We start from the raw sequence: 19,907 nt of genomic DNA on the forward strand, positions 1-19,907 counted from the left end.
ACCAGGAGCGACCGCATCAATCCCTAAAATTGAAAACGCCCGATGAGGTCCATCGGGCGTCTCTGGCCGGCTTGAACAGGCCGGCTCTGTGTCCCTCATAGGTGTCAACCTATGGCAGGACGGGTCAAGGGCGGCAGGCTTACGCGTAGTCCGCAAGCGCCTTCTTCATCTTCTTCATCGCCGCGACTTCGATCTGGCGGATGCGCTCGGCGCTCACGCCGTACACAGCGGCCAGGTCGTGCAGCGTCATGCCGCCCGAGCCGTCGTCGTTCACCTTGAGCCAGCGCTCTTCCACGATGCGGCGGCTGCGGTCGTCCAGCGCCTCGAGCGCCGTGGCGATGCCGTCGCTCGACAGGCGGTCGCGTTGCTGCGATTCGAGCAGGGCAGTCGGTTCCTGCGTGGCGTCGGCCAGGTAGGCGATCGGGCCGAAGGTTTCGTCGCCGTCGTCGGACGGGCCCGGGTCGAGCATGACGTCGCCGCCCGACAGGCGGGTTTCCATCTCGAGCACTTCTTCAGGCTTGACGTTGAGCCGGGTCGCCATTTGCGACACCTCGTCGGGGCTCAGCGTTTCGCGGTGCGTGCCGTTGTCGGCCGCAGCCGAGTCGGCCTTGAAGCCCTGCTTCATCGAGCGCAGATTGAAGAACAGCTTGCGCTGGGCCTTGGTCGTCGCGACCTTGACCATGCGCCAGTTCTTCAGGATGTACTCGTGGATCTCGGCCTTGATCCAGTGCATGGCGTAGCTCACGAGCCGCACGCCCTGGTCGGGGTCGAAACGCTTCACGGCCTTCATCAGGCCGACGTTGCCTTCCTGGATCAGGTCGCCGTGCGGCAGCCCGTAGCCCAGGTATTGGCGGGAAATGGAAACGACGAGGCGCAGGTGCGACAGCACGAGCGCGCCAGCGGATTCGAGATCGTTCTGGTCGCGCAGCTTGCGTGCGAAGCCCTGCTCTTCTTCGAGCGTGAGCATCGGCAGGCGGTTGGCGGCCGAAATGTAGGCATCCAGGTTGCCCAGCGGCGGAACCATCGACCATGGATTGGCGACGGCCAGCTGGTTGGCAGAGACTCCAGACAGCGTTGTCATCAGGGGAAACTCCTTTGTGTGGGCCATATTAGCACTCGGTTAGAGGGAGTGCTAAACCAAGGGTTCCCTTGAATTTCTATCGCCGGAATAGCCAATGGCTACCAGCGCACGCCCAGCTTTAGGAAAAGCTTGGACAGCACGAACAGAGGGCCGACCCACAGATATTGGATGTCTTCGAAGAACGAAGGCTTCTTGCCTTCGATCTTGTGGCCCACGAACTGAAAGATCCAGGCCACCACAAAGATAGCGGCTGAAATCGGCAATACAAGTCCGCCCATCGCATGCACCAGCGCCAGGGCCAGGGCGGTCAGCGCGAGCATGGTCAGCAGGAAGGCCGGGGCGCGCAGCAGGGCGTAGTAGATGAGGCTGGCGGCCACGAAAACATAGGCCACCCAAGGATGGAGCGCGAACAGCAGGCCGACGATGCTCAGCATGATGGCCGGGATGGCCACGAAATGGATCAGCTCGTTGGTCGGGTTGCGGTGGCTCTCTTCGTAGTGGGCGAGCAGGCGGTCGACCTTGCGGTCGGTCGATTCAAGGGGGGCGGCGGCGGTATGCGTCATGACAAGTCTCCGTGAGCGCCGTTCGGTGCGGCGAGACTTTCGATGGTGCCCACAGAGAAGCCCGATGGCAAGCGCACATGCGATGCGAAATTGCTATCAAAAAAGTAGCATAAAGCACTACAGCCACGGCGGCTGCCATGACTTTATGCACTGTCACCAGAAGGTTACATCGCTAAGATCGGCGCGTGGCATCCTTCGACTCCCCACCCGCACCTCTGTCACCGGCCGCGGAGACTGGCGCGCCCACCCGCACGCCCAGGGCGATCCTGGTTGTGGACGACCACGACCTGCTGCGCCTGGGTGTCTGCGCGCTGGTCCAGGCGCAGGCCACCCCGTCCGGCGCGAACATCGAAGTCTTCGAGGCCGCCAACGTCGCCGACGCACTCGCGCTGTACGAAACCCACCAGGCTTCCATCGGCCTCGTGCTGCTCGACCTGGCCCTGCCCGACACGCACGGCCTGAGCGGCGTGGCCGAGTTCCGGCTGCGCTTTCCCGCCGCGCGGATCGTGGTGCTCTCGGGCACTGGCAACAGCACGCTGGCGCAGGGCGTGCTCGCGCTGGGCGCCGCAGCCTTCCTGCCGAAGTCGGCCGACCTGAAGGAAGTGGTGAGCTTCATCCGCGCCTGCGGCCTGCTCGATCCCGGCGCGGCGGAGGTGCCGCCACCGGCCGTGCCCAAATCGCTCACCGGCTATGCCGAGTTCGCCCACGCCAGCGCCTGGCAGGAACTCACGCCGCGGCAGATGCAGGTGCTGCAATGGGTGCTCGAAGGCAAGGCGAACAAGGAAATCGCGCAGCTCGCGAACCTGAGCGAAGGCACGGTGAAGAACCATGTCTCGACCATCCTGCTGCTGTTCGGCATGCGCTCGCGCGCCCAGTTGATCAGCACCCTGCATTGAGCGTGCAGCCCGACGCGTCGAACGACCCCTCCGCCGACCACGCACTCGGCCAGCGGGTGCTGCGGGAGCACGTTGCCTCGGTCTACAGCACCTACGGCGTCTCGACGCTGACGCACATGGCCTTTGTGGTGGTGTTCGGCAGCATCATCTATTCGCAGCTGAAAGACCCGAGCCTGCTGTTCTGGCTGGCCGGGCTGCTGATGGCCGACATCTACGTGTTCTTCACGCCGCGCTGGAATTCGTCCCGGCCCGTGCGTGAAAGCGCGTACTGGGCGCGCAAGATTTCGCGCATGGTCACGCTGGTGAGCATGGTCACGGCGGTGGTGCCCTGGCTCATCGTGCCGCACGACAACCTGCCCATGACTTCGCTGCTGATGGCCGTGATCGTCGGCAGCTGCGCGCGGGCGGCGCAGTCGCTGTGGCCGCTGAAGCCGGCGCTCTTCGGCTACACGATGCCGATGTCGCTGGGCATGATCACCGCGCTGGCGTGGCAGGGCGACGGGCTGCACCTGTTCCTGGCGGCAGCCGGCGCGGCCTACCTGCTGCTGACGCTGCACGCGGGCGTCGGCCAGCACAAGCTGCTGACCGCGTCGCTCATGCTGCGCTTCGAGAACGAGGCGCTCGCCGCGCGGCTCGGCGAGCAGATCGCCGCCACCGAGCGCGCGAGCGAAGAAAAAACGCGCTTCCTGGGCACCGCCAGCCACGACCTGCGCCAGCCGCTGCATGCCATCGCGCTGTTCGGCGCCGCGCTGGAGAATGAACTGCGCGACCGCCCCGAGGGCCGCAATGCCGAGCGCCTGATGCGCGCGGTGAACGCGCTGGGCGCCTCGCTCGACACCATGCTCGACGTGTCGCGCCTCGACGCCGGCGTGATCACACCCGCGCCGCAGCCGGTGCAGCTCGACGCGCTGTTCCTGCCCCTCAATCACACCTTCGCGGCGCGCGCCGAGCAGAAGCAACTGCAGCTGCGCGTGCGCGCCAGCGGCCTGTGGGTGCACAGCGACCCGCAGCTGCTGCACCGCATGCTGTCCAACCTGATCGACAACGCCCTCAAGTACACGGCCCGCGGCGGCGTGACGGTGATGGCGCGCGAGCGCGGCGACGCGGTGTGGATCGAGGTGCGCGACAGCGGCATCGGCATTGCGCCGGAGCAGTCGGGCCGGATCTTCGAGGAGTTCTATCAGATCAACAATCCGGGCCGCGACCGCTCGCGGGGGCTCGGCATCGGGCTGTCGATCGTGCAGCGGCTGTCGCGGCTGCTCGGGCATCCGGTGCAGATGCATTCGCGGCTGGGGCGGGGTACGCACTTTCGCGTGGTGGTGCCGGCAGTCAGTGCGGCGGCGCGCGAGCTGATCGGGGCGCTGGCGCCGGCCGCCACGGCCGACGCTGCCACCGGGCAGCGCCGCGGTCCGGCGCCAGTGTTGCCCGGGCGCGTGCTGCTGCTCGACGACGAACTGGAAATCCGCGAAGCCATGATGGGCCTGCTGCGCTCCCACGCAATCGACGCCCATGCGGTGGCGGACGAGGCCGGCGCTGCCGCTGCCCTGCGGCAGGCGAGCGGCGAAGGCCGCCCCTTCGACCTGTTGCTGTGCGACTACCGGCTGGCCGACGGCGCCGACGGGCTCGATGCGGGCCTGCGGCTCAGCCAGGGCCAGGGCGTGACGACGCCGCTGCTGCTCATCACCGGCGAGACCTCGCCCGACCGGCTGCAGCGGGTTCGCGAGTCGCAGGTGCCGGTGCTGTTCAAGCCGGTCGTGGCCGATTCGCTGCTGCAGGCGATGGCCGAAGTTGCCGTTGCCAGATAAGCCCATGACTTTCGGCACTGGCGAGCCTTCGCTGCACGCACTACCTTCGCTGCATTGCGTTCCCGCAAGAGAAGGAAAAGGGGAGAGGGAGAAAAAGCGAAGCGGTCCCGGCGCAAGCCGGGGCCGTTTTTTTTATCCGAGCAGCGCCTGCGCGAATTCGCGGGCGTTGAAGGTTTCGAGGTCTTCGAGTTTCTCGCCCACGCCGATGAAATAGACCGGAATCGGCCGTTCGCGCGCAATGGCGCACAGCACGCCGCCCTTGGCCGTGCCGTCGAGCTTGGTCACGATCAGGCCGGTGAGGCCCAGCGTCTCGTCGAAGGCCTTGACCTGCGCGAGCGCGTTCTGGCCGGTGTTGCCGTCGATCACCAGCAGCACCTCGTGCGGCGCCGTGGCGTCGGCCTTGGTGACGACGCGCTTGATCTTCTTCAGCTCGTCCATCAGGTGCAACTGCGTCGGCAGGCGGCCGGCCGTGTCGACCAGCACCACGTCCTTGCCGCGCGCCTTGCCGGCGTTCACCGCGTCGAAACTCACGGCCGACGGATCGCCGCCCTCGTTGCTCACGATCTCGACCGTGTTGCGGTCGGCCCAGACCAGCAGCTGCTCGCGTGCCGCGGCGCGGAAGGTGTCGGCCGCGGCCAGCAGCACCGAGGCGCCTTCGGTGGCCAGGTGCTTGGTGAGCTTGCCTATGGAGGTGGTCTTGCCCGCGCCGTTGACGCCGGCCACCATGATGACGGTGGGCGTGAACTGGCCGATCACCAGCGGCTTCTCGAGCGGCTTGAGCAGGTCGGCCACGGCCTCGGCCAGCAAAACCTTGACCTGCGCTGCGTCGGTGGCCATCTGGCGCTTGACGCGGCCGCGAAGGTCGTCAAGCAGGTATTCGGTCGCCTTGACGCCGGTGTCGGCCATCAGCAGGGCGGATTCGAGTTCTTCGTAAAGCGCGTCGTCGATCTGCGCGTTGACGAAGACGGCCTGGATGCCGGTGCCGGTCTTGCGCAGGCCGGTCTTGAGCTTGTCGAACCAGCCCTTGCGCTCAGTGGCGACGGCGATTTCGGCGGCGGGTGCAGGAACCGGCGCGGGAGCTGGGGTCGGAACAGGCGGTGGAACGAATACGCGGGCTGGCGCGGGTGCCGCTACTGGAGTTGCGACAGGCGCTGGCGCCGGGGAGGGCGCTGGTGCTGGCGGCGCAGCAGGAGCCGGCGTTTCTTCGGCCGCCGGCTTCGAGCCGAACCAGCTCGAAGGCGAGAACACCGAGCGCGCCGGCGCGGCTTCGGGGGCAGGCGCCGGTGCGGCCGGCGGGGTGGGCGCCGGCGTATCGGGGGTTTCGGCAGGCGGTTTTTTCTTGAAGAAACTGAACATCAGGAGCTTTTTACAATCCGACCCATTCTATGAAACACCTCCCGCCACGCCGTGCTGCGTCTGGTGCGGTGCTGGCGATGGCGCTTCTGGCGCCATGGGCCATGCCTGCGCAGGCCCAGACTACCCAACCTTCCGCCGCCGCAGCCGCGGCGCCCGGCCCCCAGCAATTCACGCTTGCCAACGGCATGACGCTGATCGTCCAGCCCGACCGGCGCTCGCCCACGGCGGTGCAGATGGTCTGGGTCCGCGTCGGCTCCATCGACGAAGTCGACGGCACCTCCGGTGTGGCACATGCGCTCGAACACATGATGTTCAAGGGCACCAAGGACATCAAGCCCGGCGAGTTCTCGCGCCGCGTGGCGGCCCTCGGCGGCCAGGAAAACGCCTTCACCACCCGCGACTACACCGGCTACTACCAGCAGATTCCGGCCGGCAGCCTCGAACAGGTGATGAAGCTTGAATCGGACCGCTTCGCCAACAACCAGTGGCCTGACGACGAGTTCAAGCGCGAGATCGAGGTGGTCAAGGAAGAACGCCGCCTGCGCACCGAAGACCAGCCGCGCGCGCTGCTCGGCGAACAGCAGAACGCCGCCGTCTTCACCGCCTCGCCCTACCACCGCCCCGTGGTCGGCTGGATGAGCGATCTCGACGCGATGACGCCCGAGGACGCACGCGCCTTCTTCAAGCGCTGGTACGTTCCCGCCAACGCCGTGCTCGTGGTGGCCGGCGATGTCGACGTGGCCCAGGTGCGCGCCATGGCCGAGAAGTACTACGGCCGCATCCCGTCGAGTGCCGTGCCTGCGCGCAAGCCGCGCACCGAGCCGACGCAGCGCGGCATCCGCCGCATCGAACTGAAGGCGCCGGCCGAGCAGGCGTATGTGTCGCTGGCCTTCCGCGTGCCGCAGCTCGCCAGCATCGACGACGCGAACAGCGACGCCTGGGCGCTGGTGGTGCTGTCCGCCGTGCTCGACGGCTATGCCGGCGCGCGGCTCGACCGCGCACTCACCCAGGGGCCCGATCGCGTCGCCGATTCGGCCGGTGCCTATTCAGGCTTCATGGGCCGCGGCCCGCAGCTCTTCGTGCTCGACGGCGTACCAGCCGCCGGCAAGAGCGCCGAGGTGGTCGAGGCCGCGCTGCGCGCCCAACTGGCGCGCGTCGCCAAAGACGGCGTGGGCGAAGCCGAACTGGCCCGCGTCAAGACCCAGTGGGTGGCGAGCGAAACCTACAAGCGCGACTCGGTGATGGCGCAGGCGCGCGAACTCGGCAGCAACTGGATCCAGGGCCTGCCGCTCGACGCCAGCGAGCGCATCGTCGCCCGGCTGCAATCCGTCACGGCCGCCCAGGTGCAGGCCGTGGCCGCCAAGTACTTCGGTGACGACCAGCTCACGGTCGCCACGCTGCGCCCCCTGCCGCCCGAAGCGAAGCCCCGTGGCCGTGGCTTCGCGGCGCCCGCAGGCGAAATGCGCTGAAAGACAGGTCCCGTTCCATGAAAACTCTCAAGAAGATCGCCCAGTGCGCCCTGCTCGCGGGCGTCACCGCCATCGTGGGCATCACCAGCGCGCAGGCTGCGCTGCCCATCCAGCAGTGGACGCTGGCCAATGGCGCAAAAATCTACCTCGTGTCGACCAACGCGCTGCCGATCGTCGACGTGCAGATCGACTTCGACGCCGGCAGCCGCCGCGACCCCGCACCACAGGCTGGCCTGGCCAGCACCACCGCGACCATGGTCGAGAAGGGCGTACGCGCCGGCAAGAGCGGCGAACCGGCGCTCGACCAGAACGCCCTGGGCGAAGCCTGGGCCGATCTGGGCGCCAGCTTCGACGTGAGCGCCGGCACCGATCGCACCAGCTATTCGCTGCGCACGCTGTCCGATCCGGCGTTGCTGAACAAGGCGGTGGCGTTGGCATCGCGCGAGATCGGCGAGCCGGCATTTCCCGACGACGTGTGGCTGCGCGAGCGCGAACGCATCAACGCGGCCATCAAGGAAGCCAACACCAAGCCCGCGACCGTTGCGGGCCGCGCCTTCGCGCAAGCCGTCTACGGCGTGCACCCCTACGGCCAGGAGGTGACAGAAGAAACGCTCGCGCGCATCGACACCGCCGCCATGCGCCAGCGCTACCAGCAGCTGATCGTGCCGTGCCGCGCCAAGCTCAGCATCGTGGGCGCCGTGACGCGCGCCGAGGCCGAGACGATCGCGACCACGCTGCTGTCGCGCCTGCCCGGCCCCGAGGCCTGCACGCCGCTGCCTGCCGTTGCACCAGTGGCCGCGCTGACAACGCCCAAGGACGAGCGCATTTCCTTCGACTCGGCACAGGCCCACGTCTTCATCGGCCAGCCCGGCTATCCGCGCAAGGACCCGGACCACTTCGCGCTCACGCTCGGCAACTACGTGCTCGGCGGCGGCGGGTTCGTCTCGCGCCTGATGAACGAGGTGCGCGAGAAGCGCGGCCTGACCTACAGCATCTACAGCGGCTTCGCGCCGGGGCTCGAGGCGGGCGCCTTCCGCGTCGGCTTCCAGACCCGGCCCGACCAGGCCGAAGAGGCGGTGAAGATGTCGCGCGAAGTGCTCGCGAAGTTCGTGGCCGAAGGCCCGACCGCCAGCGAACTGAAGGCCGCGAAGGACAACCTGATCGGCGGCTTTCCGCTGCTGCTGGACAGCAACCGCAAGCTGATCGGCAACGTTGCCAACATCGCCTGGCACGACCTGCCGCTGGACTACCTCGACACCTGGACCGCGCGCATGAACGCGGTTACGGCGGCCGACGTCAAGGCGGCCTTCCAGCGCAAGCTGCAGCCCGAGCGCATGGTGACGGTGGTGGTGGGCGGCAAGGAAGCCAAGACGACCGCCAAGGCGCAGCCCTGACCGGCGGTCACACCACCAGGGCGTGCGGGCCGCTGCTGGCGGCAGCCCGCACCGCCGCCCCAAGCCGTTCGAGCAGCCGCGGCGCCGCCCGCGCCTGCTGCCAGTAGAGCGGCACCGGCAGCGTCGAGCCGGGCACCAGTTCAACCAGCCTGCCGTCTTTGATTGCACCGGCCACCATGCTGGCCGGGTGCATGCCCCAGCCCATGCCCGCGCACGCCGCCTCGACGAATGCGTTGGGCGAGGGAATCCAGTGCCGCGGCGTCTCGACATTGCGGTGGCAGATGCGCCGCACCCAGCGCGTCTGCAGCCGGTCCTTGCGGTCGAACACCAGGCTCGGGGCGTCCGCCAGCGTGCGGGCACCCACGCCCTTGGAGAAGTGTTCACGCACGAATGTGGGGCTCGCGGCCGCCACGTAGTGCATCGTGCCCAGCGCCTCGCTGTTGCACCCCGCCACCGGTTGCGCCAGCGCGGTGACCGCCGCGAACACCGCGCCGCTGCGCAGCCGTTCGGCCGTATGGTCCTGGTCGTCCACCGTGAGGTCGAGCAGCGCAGCCTGTTCCTGCGTGGCGAAGGCTGCGGCGGCGGCCACGAACCAGGTTGCGAGGCTGTCTGCGTTGACGGCCACCCGCACCGTGACGCGCTCGCCACCCGCTTCGTCGCCGCCCATGCCGAGGGCGGGCAGGGCCTCGCGCAGCTCGTGCTCCAGCATGCCCACGCGCTCGACGTGCCGGCACAGTTGCAGCCCAGCCTCCGTTGCGACGCAGGGCTGGCCGCGCACCAGCAGCGCGCCGCCGGTGCGCTCTTCGAGCTGCCTGATGCGCTGCGACACCGCAGAGGGCGTGACGTGCAGCGCGCGGGCGGCGCGTTCGAAGCTGCCCTCGCGTACGACGGCGGCAAGGGCGTTCAGGGCGGCGTAGTCGAGCATGGTGATGAAGTAAAACTGAATCAGATTAAGAAAGTTTAGTTTGAATTAATCCTGCGCGGGCGGCATCCTCGAAGCATGCAAGCCGTACACGTCACCACTGCCTTCGCCAACGGGCTCTTCATGAGCCTGGTCCTCATCGTCGCCATCGGCGCGCAGAACGCCTATGTGCTGCGCCAGGGATTGCGCCGGGAACACGTGGGCGCGGTGGTGCTGTTCTGCGCGGCCAGCGACGCGGTGCTGATCGGCGCCGGTGTCGCCGGCATGGCACAGGCAATGCAGGGGAGGCCGATGCTGGCCACCGTGCTCGCGGGGCTCGGTGCGGCCTTTCTCTGCGGCTACGGGCTCAAGGCGCTGTGGCGCTCGCGGCAGCCCGCCGCGCTGCAGACCACGGCGCAGGGCGTTTCGCTGTCGCGCGTGGCCGTGGTGGCGCAGGCGGCCGGCTTCACGCTGCTGAATCCGCACGTCTACCTCGACACGGTGCTGCTCGTGGGCAGCGCGGGCGCGCAGTACGCGGGGCTGCTCAAAGTCTGGTTCGTGGCGGGCGCCGCCACGGCGAGCGCGCTGTGGTTCACCTCGCTGGGCTTCGGCGCGCGGCTGCTCGCACCGGTGTTCGCGCGGCCGCGCGCCTGGCAGATGCTCGATGCGCTCATTGGCGGCACCATGCTTCTGCTGGCCGCCATGCTGGCACAGCGAGCGCTTGCAGGGCTCTGAAAGCGGGCATGCGGGCGGCGTTAAGCTCGCCGCATGCCCCAGAAAGCCGCCCCCGCCTCCCGTCCCGCCGCACCCAAGCCCAAGCGCCCGTCGAAGCCCAGCGAGGTGCGCATCATCGGCGGCGAATGGAAGCGCACCCGCCTCGCCGTGGCCGACAAGCCCGGCCTGCGCCCCACACCCGACCGCGTACGCGAAACCCTGTTCAACTGGCTCGCGAGCCTGGCCGGCGCCGGTGGCGGCGAACTGCCGGGATGGCAGTGCGTCGACGCCTTCGCGGGCACTGGCGCGCTCGGCTTCGAGGCCGCCTCGCGCGGCGCGGCGAACGTGCTGCTGTGCGAGCAGGACACAGCGCTCGTCGCGCAGCTCCAGGCCGCCAAGACCAAGCTGAGCGCCGAGGCTGTGCGCATCGAGCGCGGCAACGGCGTCACCGCGCTCGAACGCGCGCCGGCCGGCAGCCTCGATGCCGTGTTCCTCGACCCGCCCTTCGACAGCACAGCCCTCTACGAACCGGCCCTGCGCGCCGCCGCGCGCGCGCTGCGTGCGGGCGGCTCGGTGTACCTCGAAGCGCCGCGCCGTTGGAGCGACGAAGAACTGGCCGCCTTCGGCCTCGTCGGCTTCCGTTACCTGAAGGCCGGCGCCGTGCACGCCCACCTGTTGCGGCTGGCTGCCGAGGGGACTGCATAATCCGCCGAACAAGCCGCACCGGCAGCATGAGGAAGAAGCAACCATGGCCAGCAACGTCATCGCGGTTTACCCCGGCACATTCGACCCCATCACCCTCGGCCACGAGGACGTGGTGCGCCGTGCCACCCAGCTCTTCTCCAAGGTGATCGTCGCCGTCGCGGCGGGCCACCACAAGAAGGCGCTGTTCACGCTGTCAGAGCGCATGGACATGGCCCGCGAGGCCGTCAAGCCTTACAGCGACCAGGTCACCGTCGAGAGCTTCTCGGGCCTGCTGCGCGACTTCGTCGTCGCGCGTGGCGGCAAGGCCATGGTGCGCGGCCTGCGCGCCGTGACCGACTTCGACTACGAGTTCCAGCTCGCGGGCATGAACCGCTCGCTGATGCCCGATGTCGAGACCGTGTTCCTGACCCCCAGCGACAAGTACCAGTTCATCTCCAGCACCTTCGTGCGCGAGATCGCCATGCTCGGCGGCGAGGTCCACAAGTTCGTCTCTCCCAACGTGGAGCAGCAGCTGGCGGCCAAAGTCCGCAGCCTCGGCCGTGAATAAGCCGCGATGAGCGGCACCCCGCCGCCCCGACTGCATCTTCTGGGCGATGCAGCGCTGCTCTGCGAGTTGCCCGCGCCGGCCACGCTGGCGCAGCAGCAGCGCATCTGGGCCCTTGCGGAGCGCGCCCGGCAATGGCCCGGCGTCGGCGAAACGCTGCCGGGCATGAACAACCTCACGCTCACCTTCGACCCGACCGCGATCGACCTCGACGCGCTCACTGCATACGTTCTCGAGGCATGGCCGAAGCTGCCGACTGGTGGCGTGGCGGGCCGGCTGGTCGAGATTCCGGTGGCCTACGGCGGCGAGCACGGGCCGGACCTGGCCGATGTCGCCGCCCACACCGGCCTCACGCCGGCCGAGGTGGTGCGGCGCCACAGCGCCGGTGAATACATCGTCTACCTGCTGGGCTTCCTGCCGGGCTTCGCCTTCATGGGCGGCCTGCCGCCCGAACTCGCCACGCCCCGCCGCGCCGAGCCGCGCACAGCGGTGCCCGCGCGCTCGGTCGGCATCGGAGGCGAGCAGACCGGCATCTACCCGCTGGTGTCGCCGGGCGGCTGGCAGCTGATCGGCCGCACCTCGCTCGAGCTGTTCGACCCTACGGCCGAATCGCCGACGCTCTTGCGTCCCGGTGACCGCGTGCGCTTCGTCGCAGAGAGCGTGCAGACATGATCGTCATCCGCAAACCCGGCGTGCTCGCGTCGGTGCAGGACCTGGGCCGGCACGGCCATCGGCAGCTCGGCATCTGCCCGGGCGGTGCGCTCGACGTGCTGGCGCTCACGCTGGCCAACCGGCTCGTGGGCAACGCCGATGGCGCGGCGGGCCTCGAACTCACGATGGGCGGCTGCGAGCTGCAGTTCGAAGCCGACACGCGCATCGCCCTCACCGGCGACGACTTCAGTGCAAGCCTCGATGGCGTGCCGCTGTGGCCTTGCTGGAGCGTGCCGGTCGCGGCCGGCCAGACGCTGAGGCTCGCGGGCGCCAATGCACCTGGCGTGAAGAAGGTCGGCCTGCGCAGCTGGCTGGCGGTGGCGGGCGGCATTGACGTGCCGCAGATCCTCGGCTCGCGCAGCACCGACCTCAAGGCCGGCTTCGGCGGGCACGAAGGCCGTGCGCTGCGCAAGGGCGACCGGCTGCCGACGGGTACTTCGCCGCTGAACGCAGCGCAGCGCGAACGCCGAGCCTTCGGCCTGCGCGGTCCCGATTGGGGCCCCAACGAAGACGACGGCGCCATCGCCCTGCGCGTGCTGCCCGGCCCCGAGTTCGAACTGTTCACGCTGGCCGCGCGCGAGCAACTGTGGGGCGAGCGCTGGCGCATCACGCCGCAGAGCAACCGCATGGGCAGCCGGCTCGCGGGCGCCGAGCTCAAGCGCAAGCGCGGCGGCGACATGCTCTCGTCGGGCGTGATCCCCGGCACGATCCAGGTGCCGCCCTCGGGTCAGCCGATCATCCTGATGGGCGACGCGCAGACCACCGGCGGCTATCCGCGCATCGGCGTGGTCATTCGCGCCGATCTCTGGAAGCTCGCGCAGGCGCCGCTCAACGGCAGGCTGCGCCTCGTGCAGGTCGACCAGCCGCAGGCGCTGGCCGCATGGGCCGACCAGCAGCGCTACCTGTCGCAGGTGGCGCAAGGGCTGGCTGCTGCAGGCTGGCCGAGCCCGGCATAGACTCCGCGGAACTCGCGGAAAAGGAAGCCCCACCATGCAAATCGACCTCAATGCCGACCTCGGCGAAGGTGCAGGCAGCGACGAAGCCCTGCTCGCACTCGTCAGCTCCGCCAACATCGCCTGCGGCTGGCACGCGGGCGACGCCAAGACCATGCAGCAGTGCGTGCGCTGGGCGATACAGAACGGCGTAGCCATCGGCGCGCACCCCAGCTTTCCGGACCGCGAGAACTTCGGCCGCAGCACCATGCACCTGCCGCCCGACGAGATCGTGGCCAACGTGCTCTACCAGGTGGGCGCGCTGGCGGCCATCGTGAAGGCCGAGGGCGGCAAGCTTTCGCACGTGAAGGCGCATGGCCAGCTCTACAACCAGGCCGTGAAGGAGCCCGAGCTCGCCGATGCGCTGTGCGAAGCCGTGCGCCGCTTCGACCCTTCGCTCAAGTTCTTCGGCCTAGCGGGCAGCAACATGATCGACGCGGCCCGTCGGGCCGGCCTCGCGCCGGTCGAAGAGGTGTTCGCCGACCGCGGCTACATGCCCGACGGCAGCCTCGTGCCGCGCAGCCAGCCTGGCGCGCTGATCGAGAGCGAAGAGCAGTCGATCGCGCAAACGCTCTCGCTGGTGCGCGACCACCGAGTGACCGCCATCGACGGCAGCGTCGTGCCCGTCAACGCGCAGACCGTGTGCCTGCATGGCGACGGCGCCCACGCGCTGGCCTTTGCGCGCCGCATCCGAGAGCGGCTGCAGCAGGAAGGCATTGCCGTCCAGGCCATGGCCTGACGGACGGCCTGAACACGCAACGGGCCGTGCCGTGGCAGCAAAGCCCATCAACGTCCTGCTGACCGGATTCGATCCTTTCGAGCAGGAGGCGATCAATCCGTCATGGGAAGCGGTGCATGCGCTCGACGGCTGGAAGAGCGGTCGCGCGACAGTGCATGCACGCCAGGTGCCCTGCGTCTTCGGCGATGCCATCGATGCGCTCGTCCGCGCGATGGACGAGCTCCAGCCGCAGCTGGTGCTGTGCATCGGCCAGGCCGGCGGGCGTGCGGAGTTCACGCCGGAGCGCATCGCCATCAACATCGACGATGCCCGCACGGCCGACAACAAGGGCCGCGAGCCCATCGACGTGCCCGTGGTGCCGGGGGCTCCCGCCGCGTACTTCTCGACGCTGCCGATCAAGGCCATGGTGCGTGACCTGCGCGCGGCCGGTGTGCCGGCCTCGGTGTCGAACAGCGCGGGCACCTTCGTCTGCAACCATATCTTCTATGGCCTGATGCACCGCATCGCGACGCATCCGGTGCTGGGGCAGCGCGGCGGCTTCATCCATATTCCCTACCTGCCGGAGCAGGCAGCGCGCTTTCCGGGTGCGCCGAGCATGTCGCTTGAAACGATGGTCAAGGCCTTGCGTATCGCCGTGACGACCGCGCTCGCGGTGAAGCGCGACGTTGCCGAAACCGGCGGCCAGCTGCACTGAGGCGGCCGGCCAGCGCGTTCAGGCGGCAGCCGGGAAGTGCTTCGCCAGCCAGCCGTTGAGCGCGGCGTTGACGAGCTCGGGCTTTTCCATCGTCAGCATGTGGCCGCATTCGGGCACCCACACGACTTGCGCCTGCGGCAGCAGCGCCGCCATCTCGCTCGTGCACTCGGGCGGCGCGAGCCGGTCTTCGTCGCCGCACACCAGCAGCACCGGCGCGCGCAGCGACGCGAGGTGCAGCCGCGCATCGGGCCGCCGCATCACCGCGCGGTTCTGGCGGATGAGCTGCTCGGCGCCCGCGCCCAGCACGATGTCGAGGTAGCGCTGAACCATCACCGGGTCGGCCGCCTGCGTGGGGTGAAAGGCGAAGTAGACGTTCGGCTCGATCACGTCGCGCACTTCGCCTCGCTCGAAGTATTCGATGGCGCCCTCGCGCAGCGTGAACATGTCGGGCGTCTCGGGCCGTGCGCTGGTGCCGAGCAGCGCGAGCCCGGCAATGCGCCCGGGCGCCTGGCGGGCCGCCTCCATGGCGACCATGCCGCCCATCGAGGCGCCGCACAGAATCAGCGACCCCTCGTTGTCGCGCAGCACGGCTGCGGCCATGCCCTCGATGGAGTCGTTGTGCCGCTGGACGTCGCTCACGCGGGCGCCGAAGGCGGAGGGAAGGGCGGGCAATTGGGCTTCCCAGATGCGCTCGTCGCAGGCGAGGCCGGGCAGCAGGATGAGATTGGGCATGGAGACGGATTTTGCGCGAATGCGGCAACCAGCGTCGCGGCATGGCGCATGGCATAGGCTTCCTGGCCAGCAGTCATCCGAGCGCGACCTCGGCATACTTTTGAGACCCATGCCGAGGACTCTCAATGAACCTGGTTGAACGCGCGCAATCCATCCTGCTCAAGCCCAAGGCCACATGGCCGGAGATCGACGCGGAGCCGGCCGACGCTGCTTCGCTCTACAAGAACTACGTGATGATCCTCGCGCTGATCCCGGCGGTGGCGAGCTTCATCGGCCTGTCGCTGATCGGCATTGGCGCCTTCGGTGTGAGCTTTCGCGTGCCGATCGTCTCGGGGCTCGCGAACATGGTCGTGGGCTACGTGCTGTCGCTGGTGATGGTGTTCGTGCTCGCACTCATCATCGACGCAATGGCGCCGACCTTCGAGGGCACCAGGAGCCAGATCGGCGCGCTCAAGCTGTCGGCCTATGCCAGCACCGCGGCCTTCGTTGGCGGCATCTTCAGCCTGCTGCCTTCGCTGTCGGTCCTTGGTGCGCTGGCGGCGCTGTACGGCGTGTACCTGCTCTACACCGGCCTGCCGGTGCTCATGAAGTGCCCGCCCGACAAGGCCATTGCGTACACCGCAGTGGTGGTGGTCTGCGCCATCGTCGGCGGCTTCATCATCGCGTGGGTGCTGGCGCTGCTCACGCCGTCGCCGGTGCGGATCTAGGCTCGGTGGCGGTCGAGCAACAGCTTGCGGGCCACAAAAGCCCGAGCGTCACGCGCACGGTGGAAAATGGGCGTCAATGCCAACGCCCAAGCCCGACACCACCACCGACCTGATCCTCATCCGCCACGGCGAAACCGCCTGGAACCGCGAATTGCGCTTTCAGGGGCACGCCGATGTTCCGCTCAATGACATCGGCCATGAGCAAGCCCGCCGCCTCGGCCTGCGGCTGGCCGGCGAGACGGTGGTGCAACACATCATCAGCAGCGACCTCATGCGGGCGCAGCAGACCGCAGCGCCCGCGGCGTCGCAGCTGTCGCTGCCGGTGGTCACTTCTGCGGGGCTGCGCGAGCAGTTCTTCGGCGTGGTCGAGGGCATGCGCTCCGACGAAATCCAGAGCCTGCATCCGCGCGCCTGGGAAGAGTGGCTGGAGTTTCGCGAAGACCACGCCATGCCCGAAGGCGAGACGGCGCGCGAATTCCACACGCGCATCATCGCGGCGCTGGGCAGCATCGCCGCCGCGCACAAGGGGCAGCACCTGATCGTCGTCACCCACGGCGGCGTGCTCGACATGGTGTGGCGCACTGCAAGGGGCCTGAGCCTGAGCGGGCCGCGCCAGAGCGACATTCCCAACGCGGGCTTCAACCGCATCCGCATCGCCGACGCGGCCCGGCCCGACGACATCGAGATCGTCGAATGGGCCGACACGCGACACCTGGCCGACCTGCCGCCGCAGCCGACCTACGACCAGACGCGGCACCTGAAGAACAAGGATTGAGGAAGGGCCCTCGACCTCAGCCGCAGCTGCCCGCCTTCGGCGTGCGCAGCAGCGGCTGGCCGGCGCCAACGCCCGTGGGCTTGCCGCCGTCGACGGCGAGCTGCCCGTTCACCAGCACCGTGCTCACGCCTTCCGACAGCAGCGTCGGCTGCGTGTAGGTGGCTTTCGCCGCATAGCGCGCCGGATCGAACACCACCACGTCGGCGTAGTAGCCCGGGCGCAGGTGCCCGCGCTGCTTCAGCCCCAGCGTGTCGGCCGTGAGTGACGAGCTGCTGCGGATGAACTGCGCCAGCGAGATCGTGTGCTCCTTCACCACGTACTGGTCGTACTTGCGCGCGAAGGTGCCGTAGGCGCGCGGATGGCCCAGCGACGAGTCGGACGAGGTCATGACCCACGGTCGCTTCATGAAGGCGCGCACGTCGTCGTCGCTCTGGTTGAACGAGGCGATCATCAGGTCGCCGTCGCGCAGCACCGCGATGGCGGCTTCCACCGGATCGGCGTTCGATGCCTTGGCCACGTCGGCCAGCGTCTTGCCCACGTACTTCGTGCTGCCGGCCGAGAACAGGATGGCCTCGGGGCCGCCGCGCAGCCGCAGGTTCTCGCGCATGTCCTTGCGCAGGCGCTCCTGCTGCGAGGCGTCGTCGAAGCGCTGCAGCGTCGCCGCACGGCCGCCCTCGTTGGCCCAGGGCGGCAGCAGCGCGGCCGAGAAGCGCGTGCTCGACGCGGTCCACGGATAGTGGTCGGCCGTGATGTTCAGCCCGCCCGCGCGTTCCTTCTCGATGCGCTTGATGATGTCGCCGCTCTGGCCCTGCACGTCGACGCCCAGCGCCTTGATGTGCGCCACATGCACTGGCAGCTTCGCCTCGTGGCCGATGCGGATCGCCTCGTCGATGGAGCCCTTGAGGCCGATGTTGTACATGGACTCGTCGCGGATGTGGCTGTCGTACAGCCCGCCGTGCCGCGCCGCCACCTTCGCGAGCTCGATGACCTCCTCGGTTTTCGAGAAGTTCTGCGGCGTGTAGAAGAGCCCGGTCGAAAGGCCAAGCGCGCCTTCGCACATGCCCTGGCTCACGCGCTTTTTCATCGCCTCGAGCTGCTCGGGCGTCGGTGCCCGGTTGGCTTCGCCCAGCTCGCTCATGCGCACCGGGCCGAAGCCCACGTACATGGCCACGTTGGTGCCCACCGGCGCGGCACGCAGCTTCTGCGCCTGCGCCGCGATGTCGAAGCCGCCGAAGCCGTCGTTGCCGATTACCGCGGTGGTCACGCCCTGCGTGATGAACGGGATGTTCAGCCGCTTCTTCGGATCGTTCGAGTGCAGGTCGGCATCCGCATGCGTGTGGGCGTCGATGAAGCCCGGCGCCACCACCATGCCCGTGGCGTCGATGACGCGCCTTGCCGTGAACTGCGCTGGCGCCGCCTTGCCCGCGAACACGATGCGGTCGCCCGCGATGCCGACATCGCCCACCACCGGCGTGTCGGAGTCGCCCGTGTAGACGGTGCCGCCGCGCAGCAGCAGGTCGAGCGCGACGGGCGTTCCCTCGGCGGCATGCAGGGTGGGTGCGAAGGGTGCGAGGGCCGAGAGAACGGCCAGCGTGACGAGAGACTTGCGCATGGGCGATGGGGCCTTGAAGGCTTCTTGTCGATAGGGAGCGGCCAGTTTAGGAGCCGCCTCCGGGTCATCGCCAATTCCTTTTGCACCATGCCCCATGACCTGAAGGCATGGGCTGCCGGGCGGTGCTCGCAGATGCGCTCAGGCGTGCGTCGCAAGCTGCCCGAGGCCGAGGCGCTCGTACACCGCCGCCGTCTGCCGGCGCAGGCGCAGCGACTCGGGCTGGCCATTGAGCTGTTGCTGGAGGATGCCCTGGGCAGCGGACAGCGAAGCCTCCGTGCCGCTGCGCACCAGCGCATCGAGATACACCTGCTCGAACAGGTCGCGCTGCGCGTGGCTGCCGCCGATCTCGATCATGCGCGGCAGGGCAGTGCCGAGCCCTTCGATGGCTGCCGCGAGATCGCCGCGCGCATGCGCCACCAGTCCATGCGCGGCCGGCACGCACACGCGCTGCCATGCCGCGCGCGTCGATGCCGGCGCGTTCGGCGCGAAGGCCACTATGTTGCACAGCAGAACCTCCGCCTCGGGGTGCCCGGCGCGCGCCAGGCCGTAGAGGTACTGCAGGTCGAGAAAGGGCAGCACGTGGTCGGCCTGGCGCTGCCGCAGGTAGCCGGCCACGTCCTCCCAGCGCCTGCCCACGTCGATGCCCGCGAGCTCCAGCCGTGCGAGCAGCGAGACGGCGCCGATCTGGTCCTGCGAGTAGTCCTTCACCACGCCCCAGGCACGCTCGTCGTACACCGCGAGCGCTTCGGCATCGCGACCCAGGTCGATGAGGAACAGCGCCATGTGCCACCAGTTGTGCGTGACCATGAACGAGTTGAGGCCGGTCCAGGTGTCGCTCACGCTCTGCATGAACGCCAGCCCTTCGGCGAGCCGGCCCTCGGTGAGCATCACGTGCGCCAGCGCATGGTGCGCCCACGGCTCCTTGCGGCACATGGCGATGGCGCGGCGTGCGCTCGCCTCGGCCTCGCGCATCAGGTGGCACTGCTCGTAGCCGAAGGCCGCCATGCCGTGCACGTAGGGCACGTCGGCCGCGTGCGGCAGCACCGCCAGCGCGAGCTTGAGCATGCCGGGGCAGTCGCCGGTGTTGAAGCAGTGGTACTGGCCGAGCTTGACCGACACCAGGTCGCGCGGATGTTCGCGGGCCTGCTCGGCATGCAGTGCGATCGCGCGGGCGATGTCGCCCTCGGCCCAGGCCTCGACGGCCGCGATGTAGCGCTGCTCGCGCGGCGTCGCGCGTGCGGCGCCGGCGCGGGCCTTGTCGAGAAATGGCCGGGCGTTGGCCACGGCCTCGCGCGATTCGGCGAACAGGTGCAGCGTGGCGCAGTAGGCCTGCACGATGGGGCTCGCATCGGTGCCGGCCACGGCGATCAGGTTGACGGCGCGAGCCTCTGTCGAGATGAACCCCATGACGAAGTCGTCGACCAGCGGCAGGCTGGTGGGGTCGTCGAGGGTGAGCGGGTTGCCGAGGCTGTCGGCGAGCGGTTTTCCGGAGGGCATGGCGGCATGGTGCCATGCCC

General features: G+C 68.8%; 20 protein-coding genes. 13 read left to right on the top strand and 7 right to left on the bottom strand.

All coding sequences use genetic code 11. From position 1 onward, the window contains the following. Nucleotides 1-139 precede the first annotated feature (139 nt). Both rpoH and ACZYSP_RS31495 read right to left on the bottom strand, forming a co-directional pair. The gene (gene rpoH, locus ACZYSP_RS31490; protein WP_093079510.1) at nt 140-1,081 is read right to left on the bottom strand and encodes an RNA polymerase sigma factor RpoH; all 942 of its coding nucleotides are present in this window, start codon (nt 1,079-1,081) and stop codon (nt 140-142) included. Nucleotides 1,082-1,179: 98 nt separating this feature from the next. Beyond that, nucleotides 1,180-1,644 (bottom strand): Mpo1 family 2-hydroxy fatty acid dioxygenase, encoded by a 465-nt coding sequence (locus ACZYSP_RS31495; RefSeq protein WP_489018401.1) that lies wholly within the window; start codon nt 1,642-1,644, stop codon nt 1,180-1,182. A gap of 185 nt (nt 1,645-1,829) precedes the next feature. Between ACZYSP_RS31495 and ACZYSP_RS31500 the strand changes: the two genes are divergently transcribed. Next, the gene (locus ACZYSP_RS31500; protein WP_307616573.1) at nt 1,830-2,540 is read left to right on the top strand and encodes a response regulator transcription factor; all 711 of its coding nucleotides are present in this window, start codon (nt 1,830-1,832) and stop codon (nt 2,538-2,540) included. Between the two features lie 2 nt (nt 2,541-2,542). Next, nucleotides 2,543-4,345, top strand: a complete 1,803-nt coding sequence (locus tag ACZYSP_RS31505; protein ID WP_489018599.1) for an ATP-binding response regulator — start codon at nt 2,543-2,545, stop codon at nt 4,343-4,345. Between the two features lie 132 nt (nt 4,346-4,477). Here the strand turns inward: ACZYSP_RS31505 and ftsY are convergent, their stop codons facing one another. Further along, nucleotides 4,478-5,701, bottom strand: a complete 1,224-nt coding sequence (ftsY, locus tag ACZYSP_RS31510; protein ID WP_093079503.1) for a signal recognition particle-docking protein FtsY — start codon at nt 5,699-5,701, stop codon at nt 4,478-4,480. A gap of 77 nt (nt 5,702-5,778) precedes the next feature. Between ftsY and ACZYSP_RS31515 the strand changes: the two genes are divergently transcribed. Together ACZYSP_RS31515 and ACZYSP_RS31520 are read left to right on the top strand one after the other, a co-directional pair. Then, nucleotides 5,779-7,170, top strand: coding sequence for a M16 family metallopeptidase (locus tag ACZYSP_RS31515; protein WP_371258856.1), 1,392 nt, complete (start codon nt 5,779-5,781; stop codon nt 7,168-7,170). A 17-nt stretch (nt 7,171-7,187) separates the two neighbouring features. Then, nucleotides 7,188-8,564, top strand: coding sequence for a M16 family metallopeptidase (locus ACZYSP_RS31520; protein WP_093079499.1), 1,377 nt, complete (start codon nt 7,188-7,190; stop codon nt 8,562-8,564). A 7-nt stretch (nt 8,565-8,571) separates the two neighbouring features. Here the strand turns inward: ACZYSP_RS31520 and ACZYSP_RS31525 are convergent, their stop codons facing one another. Then, on the bottom strand, nt 8,572-9,489 hold the full coding sequence (locus tag ACZYSP_RS31525; protein WP_093079496.1) for a LysR family transcriptional regulator ArgP: 918 nt from the start codon (nt 9,487-9,489) through the stop codon (nt 8,572-8,574). Nucleotides 9,490-9,564: 75 nt separating this feature from the next. On the opposite strand from ACZYSP_RS31525, the gene ACZYSP_RS31530 reads away from it, so the two are divergent. From ACZYSP_RS31530 to pcp, 7 genes are read left to right on the top strand one after another with little or no spacing between them, the layout of a single operon-like run. Beyond that, nucleotides 9,565-10,200, top strand: a complete 636-nt coding sequence (locus tag ACZYSP_RS31530; protein ID WP_489018404.1) for a LysE/ArgO family amino acid transporter — start codon at nt 9,565-9,567, stop codon at nt 10,198-10,200. A 33-nt stretch (nt 10,201-10,233) separates the two neighbouring features. Then, nucleotides 10,234-10,884, top strand: a complete 651-nt coding sequence (locus ACZYSP_RS31535; RefSeq protein WP_489018406.1) for an RsmD family RNA methyltransferase — start codon at nt 10,234-10,236, stop codon at nt 10,882-10,884. Nucleotides 10,885-10,927: 43 nt separating this feature from the next. Continuing rightward, a complete protein-coding gene (gene coaD, locus ACZYSP_RS31540; protein ID WP_081269908.1) occupies nt 10,928-11,431 on the top strand; it encodes a pantetheine-phosphate adenylyltransferase in 504 nt (167 codons plus the stop codon). Nucleotides 11,432-11,437: 6 nt separating this feature from the next. After that, nucleotides 11,438-12,100, top strand: coding sequence for a 5-oxoprolinase subunit PxpB (pxpB, locus tag ACZYSP_RS31545; RefSeq protein WP_093079491.1), 663 nt, complete (start codon nt 11,438-11,440; stop codon nt 12,098-12,100). Then, nucleotides 12,097-13,095, top strand: coding sequence for a 5-oxoprolinase subunit C family protein (locus tag ACZYSP_RS31550; protein WP_440532580.1), 999 nt, complete (start codon nt 12,097-12,099; stop codon nt 13,093-13,095). Before pxpB ends, ACZYSP_RS31550 begins: the two co-directional genes overlap by 4 nt. Before the next feature lie 34 nt (nt 13,096-13,129). Beyond that, a complete protein-coding gene (gene pxpA / locus ACZYSP_RS31555) occupies nt 13,130-13,870 on the top strand; it encodes a 5-oxoprolinase subunit PxpA (protein WP_093059908.1) in 741 nt (246 codons plus the stop codon). Nucleotides 13,871-13,901: 31 nt separating this feature from the next. After that, entirely contained in the window at nt 13,902-14,564 is a 663-nt protein-coding gene (gene pcp, locus ACZYSP_RS31560; RefSeq protein WP_426390297.1) for a pyroglutamyl-peptidase I, read from the top strand. An 18-nt stretch (nt 14,565-14,582) separates the two neighbouring features. Here pcp and ACZYSP_RS31565 read toward each other — a convergent pair whose 3' ends face one another. After that, on the bottom strand, nt 14,583-15,296 hold the full coding sequence (locus ACZYSP_RS31565; RefSeq protein ID WP_489018410.1) for an alpha/beta fold hydrolase: 714 nt from the start codon (nt 15,294-15,296) through the stop codon (nt 14,583-14,585). 125 nt (nt 15,297-15,421) lie between these two features. Between ACZYSP_RS31565 and ACZYSP_RS31570 the strand changes: the two genes are divergently transcribed. Together ACZYSP_RS31570 and ACZYSP_RS31575 are read left to right on the top strand one after the other, a co-directional pair. Next, entirely contained in the window at nt 15,422-16,003 is a 582-nt protein-coding gene (locus ACZYSP_RS31570; RefSeq protein WP_093059902.1) for a Yip1 family protein, read from the top strand. Nucleotides 16,004-16,079: 76 nt separating this feature from the next. Next, nucleotides 16,080-16,778: a histidine phosphatase family protein gene (locus ACZYSP_RS31575; RefSeq protein ID WP_489018413.1), complete on the top strand. Its 699-nt coding sequence runs from the start codon at nt 16,080-16,082 to the stop codon at nt 16,776-16,778. Nucleotides 16,779-16,794: 16 nt separating this feature from the next. Here ACZYSP_RS31575 and ACZYSP_RS31580 read toward each other — a convergent pair whose 3' ends face one another. Continuing rightward, on the bottom strand, nt 16,795-18,390 hold the full coding sequence (locus ACZYSP_RS31580) for an N-acyl-D-amino-acid deacylase family protein (protein WP_489018415.1): 1,596 nt from the start codon (nt 18,388-18,390) through the stop codon (nt 16,795-16,797). Between the two features lie 138 nt (nt 18,391-18,528). Then, a complete protein-coding gene (locus ACZYSP_RS31585; protein WP_093079474.1) occupies nt 18,529-19,887 on the bottom strand; it encodes a tetratricopeptide repeat protein in 1,359 nt (452 codons plus the stop codon). Nucleotides 19,888-19,907 lie beyond the last annotated feature (20 nt).

This window comes from Variovorax sp. F042, from assembly GCF_057814215.1.